The following is an 8,073-nucleotide window of genomic DNA, read 5'->3' on the forward strand; positions in this document are numbered from 1 at the left end:
TGCGCGCAGTGCTTGACCCGGCGCCGCCTGCCATCGCTCTCTTCGATGTCGAGCCATAACGCAGCGTCACTCGTCACAAGAAGTGGACCAGAGCCCGAACTCATCGACATTGATCATGCGAGAGACCTCCTGCGGAGTGACTGCCCCGTCTCACCGAATTTTGAGCGCGTCTCATCGAACCTTGATCGGCTTGTCCGCAGGTCACGGACAGCCTGATGTGGACACAACCACTCAAGGTGACCGTTGCGCCCGACCATCGTGCGCGCGGCCGGCGCCGCCACCTTCTCGGGGTCGGGCGACAGCCGCGCGTTGAGCGGCGTCATCACGAAACCCGGCACGAGCGTGTTGCAGGTGACGCCGTACGGCGCCCATGCCTCGGCTTGTGAACGAGCCAGGGACTCCAACGCCCCTTTGGGCACCCCGTAGGCGCTGCTCTGGACGAACGCCCGATGTGCCTGTTGGGAGGTGATGTGGATGATCCGTCCGAAGCCCCGTTCGGCCATGCGGGGGCCGAACCGTCCTGCCGGGGTAGGGGGTTGGCCATACGTGCGTGAGCACGGCCGACTGTGGCGTCAGTACGGGCCGGCCTGTGGCGTCACCACCTCGTGCCGGCCCGTGGCGTCACTTCGCCCAGCCCGAGAAGTCACCTCACAGATGACCGAGTTCGCGCTCCCGCGTCTCCGGCAGTGCCAGCACGCACAGCAGCGAGACCACTGCCATGGCGCTCACGTACCAGCCGACCGACGCCGAGCCGAAGGCGCTCTGCAGCCGCGTGGCGACGAGCGGCGCGATCGCCCCGCCCAGCACACCGCCCAGGTTGTACGCGAACGAGGCACCGGTGTAGCGCACCCGGGCGCCGAACAGCTCCGGCAGATACGCGCCCATCGGGCCGTAGACGACCCCCATGCAGAACAGCGCTCCGCCGAGCGCGACCGCGATCAGCACCGGCTGCTCCGTGTCCAGCAGCGGGAAGAGGACGAGCCCCCACACCACCGCCAGCCCGGCCCCGGCCAGCACCAGCCGCCGGCGCCCGCCCGCGTCGGACCGTGTGGCGGCCAGCCAGGTGCCGGCGGCGAGAAAGAGGCAGGCTACGAGGGAGACGGCCAGCATCGTGTTGCGAGGGATGCCGAGCGTGCCGGTGCCGTACGCGAGGCAGTAGGTCGTGGCCGTGTAGAAGAGTCCGTACGCCACGACCATGCCGCCGGCGCCGAGCAGCAGTTCGCGCGGGTGCCGCTTGAAGACCTCCAGGGCCGGGGCCCTGCTGGCCTCTTGCGCCGCCATGACACGCGCGAACACTGGTGTCTCGCTGATCCTCAGACGGACGAACAGACCGACGGCGACCAGCAGGAACGACAGCAGGAAGGGGATGCGCCAGCCCCATGTCCGGAACGCATCGTCGGTCATCGTCGCCGACAGCAGCCAGAAGATGCCGGTGGCCGCGAAGAAGCCCACGGACGGGCCGAGTTGTGGAAAGGCCGCGAACAGCCCGCGCCGTCCGCGGGGCGCGTGCTCCACGGCGAGCAGCGCCGCACCGCCCCACTCGCCGCCCAGGCCCACGCCCTGCAGAAAGCGCAGCAGTACGAGCAGCAGCGGCGCCCACACGCCCAACGTGCCGTAGCCCGGCAGCAGTCCGACGAACGCCGTCGACAGCCCCATCAGCAGCAGCGAGGCCACGAGCACCGACTTGCGCCCGATGCGGTCCCCGAAGTGACCGAAGACGAGCGAGCCGATGGGGCGGGCGGCGAACGCCACCGCGTACGTCGAGAAGGACGCAAGAGTGGCGTTGAGCGAGGAGAGGTTCGGGAAGAACGCCTCGTTGAGGACGAGCGCCGCCGCGGTTCCGTACACGTAGAAGTCGTAGAACTCGATGGCGGTGCCGATGAAACTGGCGACGGCCACACGGCGCAGGCTCTCGGGGCTGCTGTCCCCGGGTGAGTCGGCGCCGGTGGCCGTGTGGGTCATGGTGGAGTCGTCTTTGAGCACGCCCTGCACTGTCGTGGTCCGTGTACGGAGCAGTCAATAGCTGAGACGAGTGGTCTCGTAGCTTGAGATATGCATGCTGGGGCGAGTAAAAGGCAGGCCGGGCCGCTGAGCGAGCGTCAGGCCTTGGGCGGAGTAACGAATCCCCTCATGGGCCTGGGCTCCGGGGCGCGGGACTCGGGAGTCTGGGCGCGCTTCCACGCTGCGACCAGTTCCGCGTACCGCGGGTCAATCCACTCGGCCATGAGCCACCTCCTGCGCTCAGACTACGGGCGGCTGAGGGGTGGGCATGGGGCGGATCGTGCGCTCGGGCGCGTGCTGGCACTTCGCCGCGACCGGCACGAGCGTCTCGTCCGACGGGGCGCTCCACAGCTCCGGGTTCGCCTCGTAACCCACCTTCGGAGCCCGTGGCCGCCCGCGGTATCTGGCTGGTGTTACGGCGCTTCCGGACGGTCCTCGCGGAGTTCCTCGGGGATCTGCTGCTCGAACCAGACAACCTTGCCGGTGCTCAGCCTCCTCGCCCCCCAGCGCCGCGCGAGCTGATCGACCAGGAACAGGCCGCGGCCGCCTCGGCGGGCGGCACGGCGGGGCCTTCATCGGGGCTGCGGTGCTCCGTCACGCGTTTCGTCCCGTTCGGGGGGTGGCGCCGCGGACCGCGGCAGACGGATGGCGCGTTCTCAGCCGCGTCGCCTGCAGCAGAGGAAGAGTTGTTCCTCGGGCGGCACGTCGGTGATCGCCGGGGCATAGGTGTAGGAGGACTCCTTGATGATCTCGAAGCCCCCCTGCTCAACGACCTTGTGCAGGTCCTCACGTAGGTAGCCGGACACCCGGATGGTGTTTCCGATGAACGGGATCGAGAAGTCGTCCACATCGGCCTCCACCATCGACATGACTGCTCCGAGCCGCACTGCGCGCCGGCTTCTCTTGGCGCGCTCCCGGTAGGGGCGTACTTTCGGCGGAGGCATGCGAATGACCGGTCCAGCAGCCTGTGTACCAGGACAGGGGACCCACCCAGTTCCCTCCAGGGATGCGCTGGGTGACCGGACGGAAGATCCGCTCCCCGCAGCCATCTATGTTGAGCAACAACATGCCGCCGGGGTCTGGGACGTCCACGCAGCAGCATAGCCCTCAGTGCGGTCCGATGGCCGACCGAAAGCCCTTATTCCCAGGGACTGGACACCGTCCTGGAGGCGGCAACGCTGCACATACCCGTTGCGCCGCACGGTATTGAGGACGTACGAAAAGCCGCCGGAACGTGATTGCGGCGGTGGAACGGACAACCCGTCTCGACGTCGTCGCCTCGCTCAGCGCCGGTGACCGCGGCCCCTGGGGGTCAATCCGGACCCCACGCCCCCCATGTGCACGGCCAGGAGGGCAAGCCCGACGAGCATGAGGCTCGTCGGGCTGAAGACAGCCTCGGTTGCCGTCCCGGTTACGTGGACGATGAAGGCGATGACGAAGAGCGCGGCCGCCGCGAATGCCAGCATCTGACTTCTCCTGCCGATGGACGGCGAACCACACGTGGTCCCGGTGGTTACGCCGCTATCGGTCGTCTTCCCTGCCAAAGGTCGAGCATTCGTGCGAATCGTGGACTGGTGGCGCAGACGAATTCGACCCCGGCTCGACAACGCCGAAGGCCAAACCGACCGCGCCGGAGCAGGGGCGGATCGGCGAGCCTCACGCGTGTGCGGACGGCCCGGGGCGTGGGCGGGCCGAGCCGGCGCCGGTGTCGATCAGGATCTGTTCGGCCTCGGTGGCGTTGTGTGCCTGGACGGCTCTGGCCATCGCGGCGCGCGCCGCCTCGGGTGTTGCCTGCGGCGGCACCACCAGCAGTGCGAAGTGATCCCCGTCCCCTCGGGTGATGAGGACGGTGTCGTCACCCACGGGAAACGAGTCGATGTGCACGATCCGGTCGTCGATGGTCAGGCGCGTGGGGAGTCCCTCCCAGGCGCTCGCATCCAGTCCGACGCGGGTGATGGGGCCGAGGTGTTCGGTCAACGCGGAGACAAGACTCGGCAACTCGGCGCCGATCCTGCGGGAATGCGGCCACCACGCGCCGTCCAGCGTTCCCTCCCGGGCCCCGGTCGTTTCCAGGCGCAAGAGCGCTGTGCCGGGTTTCACGGCATGGTAAATGGCGTCCGGCAGGAGCTTGCCAAGGTGCGGGATGTCGGAGTCGGCCATGGCGTGTCCGCCCGTCTGAGACTCCTGTGTCCGCCGGTCGTCAGATAGGGGATGGCGGTGTCGGCGTGGCTGCGTGCCAGGGAAGTCTCCTTGGCACAACCGTACCCCTGGAGCCGGCGGCAACCCCTGGTCCGAGCCCGGGGCGCGGTGCTGGGGATCAGGAGGAAATGCCTGGTCGCGCGCATGTTTGTGGCCCTGGATCGGAGTACAGTGAAGAGACCGGGGACATTTCGTGCACCCGCTCCGACGCGGGTGCCGTTCTCGGCGAGCAACAACACCGGGGCGTTGTACGACGGCCCGGGGGCGGGTCCGCACCATGACCGTGACTATCGACCGTACGACGGTCCCCGGGCGGGTTCCCTCGCCGGGGGCCCGCTTGTCACTGACGCCGGCAGGCTCGGCTCCGGGTCTGCTGGACGGCGCCTGGTGGCCTCGTTCCCGTGACCTCTCCCGCGAACTCCCTGCCCTGACGGACGCGCTGGACGGACTCTGGGGCAGGATCACGCGTGTCACGGTGAATCCGACCCATTGGCCCGTGGTTCCGCGCAAGGTGCCGGTCACCGGGCGCATGCTGCACGTGGGGTGGTTCGGGGACGAGCAGGACCCGCACAAACTGATCCTGCTTTCCTACTCCGTCGGCCGCTGGGACCTGTTGGTGATCCCACCGGAGACCGATGCGGCTTCCGCCGCGCGGCTCATGGCCGCGGCAGCCACCCCCGGGAGTTTCCGCACTGCCAGCCGTCTGATGGCCGACGAGGCCACTGCTCGCGGCGCGACGGATGCCCGGAGCCGGGAAGAGGAATGGGAGACCGAGGGCGGGGCCGTGTCCGGCGGGGCCGGGTCCTCGCCGCTCGGGATCCCGAGCGGCCTCCAGCGCTGCACCCAAGGGATGTGAGCAATGTGGAGACCGTCATCACCGTGGCAGCGATCCTCGCCATGATCGCCATGGGAGTCTTCCTGATCCACCAGCTGAATGCCCAGCACGACGCACGGATCGCCTCGTTCCGCTACGGCGAAGCCATCCAGGGACTGGGCCGCCGGAGGCCGAGGCGCCACCGGCCGGGCACCGGGCCCGCCGGACGGTCCGAGGCCGGCGCCCACCGCGACCCGCACGATGGAGGCCGCGGATGACCCCCGCGGAACGAGTGCCTGCCGCAGGGAGCGCCGAAGTCCGTATCGTCGCCGCCTCCCCCGGGGCCGCCCGTCAGGTCGCAGAGGTTCTCCGGCGCTGCTTCGCCTCCACCGAACAGCGCAGCTACCCCGCCGGCCGCGACGGTGGAACCAGACTCCACCTCACCGTGGACACCACGCATGCCGCCGAGCCCGCGCGGTCGTGGCTTGCGGCAAGCCGGTCAGCGGGCGACGACTCTGCGCAGACGGACGACGCCTGACGCAGCAGGACTCCCGCACCCACGCCGAGCACGAGAGGACGGCAGGCAGTCATGGCAACACTGGGCGAGCGGAAGGCCTACCGGGAGCAGGTCATGAAGGCCCTGTACGAAGCCACCGAGGGCAACCGCCTTCTGGGTGTCACCGGGTCGCGGCTGCGCGACGACCTCGGTGTCCATGAGGAGGACCTGGCTGCGGCTTGCACGTATCTGGTGGGCGAGGGGCTGATCGCGGTCGACTGGTCGACAGGCAATACGCCCTCGATGGTCACGCTGACACATCAAGGGATCCGGCTCATGGAGGCTGAAGAGGAGGACCAGGGCTGAGGTGACGCCCACGGACCTGATACGCGGCGCCCCGACAGGGCTCCACCGGTCGGGGCGCCGCGTCGGCCCGGGCCTGATCCCCTGTCTGCTCCCCGACCACCCGCGTGCTCCCGGCGAGTGGTTCCGACGAGTGGTCCCGGCGAGCGGATTCGAAAAAATTCTCCGCGCGGTGTCGAGAATCCGTCATCGGCTGCGACGTCCCCTGTGAGAGTTGCCCACAACGGGCGGCTACGCATCCGAAGGAGCGACGTCATGAAGTATCTGGTGATGGTCCAGGGCTCGCAGGCCGACTACGAAGCGATGCGCGGCACGGCGTCCGCCCAGAGCCCGGCCTGGAGCGAGAAGGATCTGCAGGCGATGTACGCCTTCATGGGCGAGGTCAACAACGACCTTTCCGAGTCCGGCGAGCTCGTGGACGGGCAGGGACTGGCCGAGCCGGCCCTGACCCGTCACGTCACCGCGGGCAAGGACGGACGGCCCGTGATCACCGACGGTCCGTACGGAGAGACCAAGGAGCTGCTCGCCGGGTACTGGGTGCTCGACTGCGAGAGCCTGGAGCGGGTCACCGAGATCGCCGCGCGCGTCGCGCAGTGCCCGATTCCCGAGGGGGCCAACGACTACCCGGTGGTCATCCGGCCCATCCTGGACGGCGGAGGCGATGTGTGAGACGTACGACGGAGGTCGAGGACCTGCTGCGCCTGCACGCGCCGCAGGTCCTCGGTGCGCTGGTGCGGCGGTACGGACACTTCGGCCAGGCCGAGGACTCCGTACAGGAGGCGCTGCTCGCCGCCGCGCAGCAATGGCCTGAGCAGGGACTGCCCGACAATCCCCGCGGCTGGCTGATCAAGGTCGCGTCCCGTCGTCTCACCGAGCAACTGCGCAGCGACGAGGCCCGGCGCAGACGCGAGGAGACGGTCGCGGCGCTGACCCCCCGGGACGCGTTCACGGTGCCTGCGCCCGGTGAGAGCCGCGCCCCCTCCGAGGACGACACCCTCACCCTGCTCTTTCTGTGCTGCCATCCCGAACTCACCCCGGCCGCGCAGGTCGCCCTCACTCTGCGGGCCGTCGGCGGTCTGACCACGGCCGAGATCGCCCGCGCGCATCTGGTGCCCGAGGCGACGATGGCGCAGCGGATCAGTCGTGCCAAGCAGAAGATCAAAGGCGTGCCCTTTCGGCAGCCGGGGCCCGAGGACCGCGATCGGCGGCTCGCCGTGGTGCTCCAGGTGCTCTACCTGATCTTCAACGAGGGCTACACGGCCACCTCCGGCAGCGATCTGCACCGTGCCGATCTCGCCGGCGAAGCGATCCGGCTGACCCGGGCCGTACGCCGGCTGCTGCCGAAGGATCGTGCGGTGGCCGGGCTGCTGGCGCTGATGCTGCTCACCGACGCCCGCAGCGCGGCGCGCGCCGGCCCGCACGGCGAGCTGATCCCGCTCGACGAGCAGGACCGCGCACGCTGGGACCAGGAGTCGATCGCGGAGGGCACATCCCTGGTGGAGGAGGCCCTGTCCGAGGGGCCGGCCGGGGCCTACCAGCTGCAGGCGGCGATCGCGGCGCTGCACGACGAGGCGGCGAGCGCCGATGACACGGACTGGCCGCAGATCCTCGGCCTGTACGACCTTCTCGTACGCCTCGCTCCCGAGCCGATGGCCGAACTCGGCCGGGCCGTGGCCGTCGCCATGGTGCACGGCCCCGAGGCCGGGCTCGCCGAAGTCGCCAAGCTGGAGGACCGGTTGGCGGGCCACCACCGGCTCGACGCTGTACGCGCGCACCTGCTGGAGAAGGCGGGAGACGCCGAAGGCGCACGCTCCGCTTACCGGTTGGCGGCCCGGCGCACCCTCAGCGTCCCGGAGACGCGCTACCTCCAGATGCGGGCGGCCCGGCTGCGGCCCTGACGGGGCCGACACAGCTCGCTGCCGGACCCGAGTCCGTCGTCCGTCGCGGGACGGGCGGCGGCGAGGGCGCCGCGCAGCTGGGCCACAGCCATCCGGAGGGCTCGGGAGGGGCTCCGGTGGGGCCCGGGAGGGGCTTCAGAGCAGGCGTACTCGTCAAATGGAGTTGATCTTGCTCTGGATGGCGTAAGGTTGTGTTTACCGACGCGGGGTGGAGCAGCTCGGTAGCTCGCTGGGCTCATAACCCAGAGGTCGCAGGTTCAAATCCTGTCCCCGCTACTGAAGACAGTGGCCCGGCACTCGAC

The 8,073-nt window shown here is 69.5% G+C and carries 10 protein-coding genes, 1 tRNA gene and 3 pseudogenes; 7 read left to right on the forward strand and 7 right to left on the reverse strand.

Features of this window, described 5'->3' with window-relative positions:
• Positions 1–230: 230 nt before the first annotated feature.
• From ACWDO5_RS34440 to ACWDO5_RS34470, 7 genes and pseudogenes are all read right to left on the reverse strand, one after another.
• A pseudogene (locus ACWDO5_RS34440) lies at positions 231–518 on the reverse strand (SDR family NAD(P)-dependent oxidoreductase); the annotation flags it as partial.
• A 130-nt stretch (positions 519–648) separates the two neighbouring features.
• Complete coding sequence (locus ACWDO5_RS34445) at positions 649–1,962, reverse strand: MFS transporter (protein ID WP_450534486.1); 1,314 nt, start codon at positions 1,960–1,962, stop codon at positions 649–651.
• 279 nt (positions 1,963–2,241) lie between these two features.
• On the reverse strand, positions 2,242–2,376 hold the full coding sequence (locus ACWDO5_RS34450) for a hypothetical protein (protein WP_450534477.1): 135 nt from the start codon (positions 2,374–2,376) through the stop codon (positions 2,242–2,244).
• A gap of 38 nt (positions 2,377–2,414) precedes the next feature.
• Positions 2,415–2,564: pseudogene (locus ACWDO5_RS34455) on the reverse strand (ATP-binding protein); the annotation flags it as partial.
• A 93-nt stretch (positions 2,565–2,657) separates the two neighbouring features.
• A pseudogene (locus ACWDO5_RS34460) lies at positions 2,658–2,870 on the reverse strand (SAM-dependent methyltransferase); the annotation flags it as partial.
• 414 nt (positions 2,871–3,284) lie between these two features.
• Positions 3,285–3,467 (reverse strand): hypothetical protein, encoded by a 183-nt coding sequence (locus ACWDO5_RS34465; protein WP_450534478.1) that lies wholly within the window; start codon positions 3,465–3,467, stop codon positions 3,285–3,287.
• A gap of 190 nt (positions 3,468–3,657) precedes the next feature.
• Positions 3,658–4,161 (reverse strand): DUF5994 family protein, encoded by a 504-nt coding sequence (locus ACWDO5_RS34470; RefSeq protein WP_450534479.1) that lies wholly within the window; start codon positions 4,159–4,161, stop codon positions 3,658–3,660.
• A gap of 316 nt (positions 4,162–4,477) precedes the next feature.
• Here ACWDO5_RS34470 and ACWDO5_RS34475 point away from each other — a divergent pair, with 316 nt between their 5' ends.
• The 7 genes from ACWDO5_RS34475 (at position 4,478) to ACWDO5_RS34505 (ending at position 8,047) form a co-directional block, all read left to right on the forward strand.
• The gene (locus ACWDO5_RS34475) at positions 4,478–5,056 is read left to right on the forward strand and encodes a DUF5994 family protein (RefSeq protein WP_450534480.1); all 579 of its coding nucleotides are present in this window, start codon (positions 4,478–4,480) and stop codon (positions 5,054–5,056) included.
• The gene (locus tag ACWDO5_RS34480; protein WP_450534481.1) at positions 5,053–5,292 is read left to right on the forward strand and encodes a hypothetical protein; all 240 of its coding nucleotides are present in this window, start codon (positions 5,053–5,055) and stop codon (positions 5,290–5,292) included. The genes ACWDO5_RS34475 and ACWDO5_RS34480 overlap by 4 nt, the downstream gene beginning before the upstream one ends.
• Positions 5,289–5,552 (forward strand): hypothetical protein, encoded by a 264-nt coding sequence (locus ACWDO5_RS34485; protein WP_450534482.1) that lies wholly within the window; start codon positions 5,289–5,291, stop codon positions 5,550–5,552. Before ACWDO5_RS34480 ends, ACWDO5_RS34485 begins: the two co-directional genes overlap by 4 nt.
• A 51-nt stretch (positions 5,553–5,603) precedes the next feature.
• Positions 5,604–5,876: a hypothetical protein gene (locus ACWDO5_RS34490; protein ID WP_450534483.1), complete on the forward strand. Its 273-nt coding sequence runs from the start codon at positions 5,604–5,606 to the stop codon at positions 5,874–5,876.
• A gap of 252 nt (positions 5,877–6,128) precedes the next feature.
• The gene (locus ACWDO5_RS34495; RefSeq protein WP_450534484.1) at positions 6,129–6,542 is read left to right on the forward strand and encodes a YciI family protein; all 414 of its coding nucleotides are present in this window, start codon (positions 6,129–6,131) and stop codon (positions 6,540–6,542) included.
• Positions 6,539–7,771, forward strand: a complete 1,233-nt coding sequence (locus tag ACWDO5_RS34500) for an RNA polymerase sigma factor (protein WP_450534485.1) — start codon at positions 6,539–6,541, stop codon at positions 7,769–7,771. The genes ACWDO5_RS34495 and ACWDO5_RS34500 overlap by 4 nt, the downstream gene beginning before the upstream one ends.
• A 202-nt stretch (positions 7,772–7,973) precedes the next feature.
• A tRNA-Met gene (locus tag ACWDO5_RS34505) sits at positions 7,974–8,047 on the forward strand.
• Positions 8,048–8,073: the final 26 nt, after the last annotated feature.

The sequence above is a fragment of the Streptomyces sp. NPDC000880 genome (assembly GCF_053599675.1).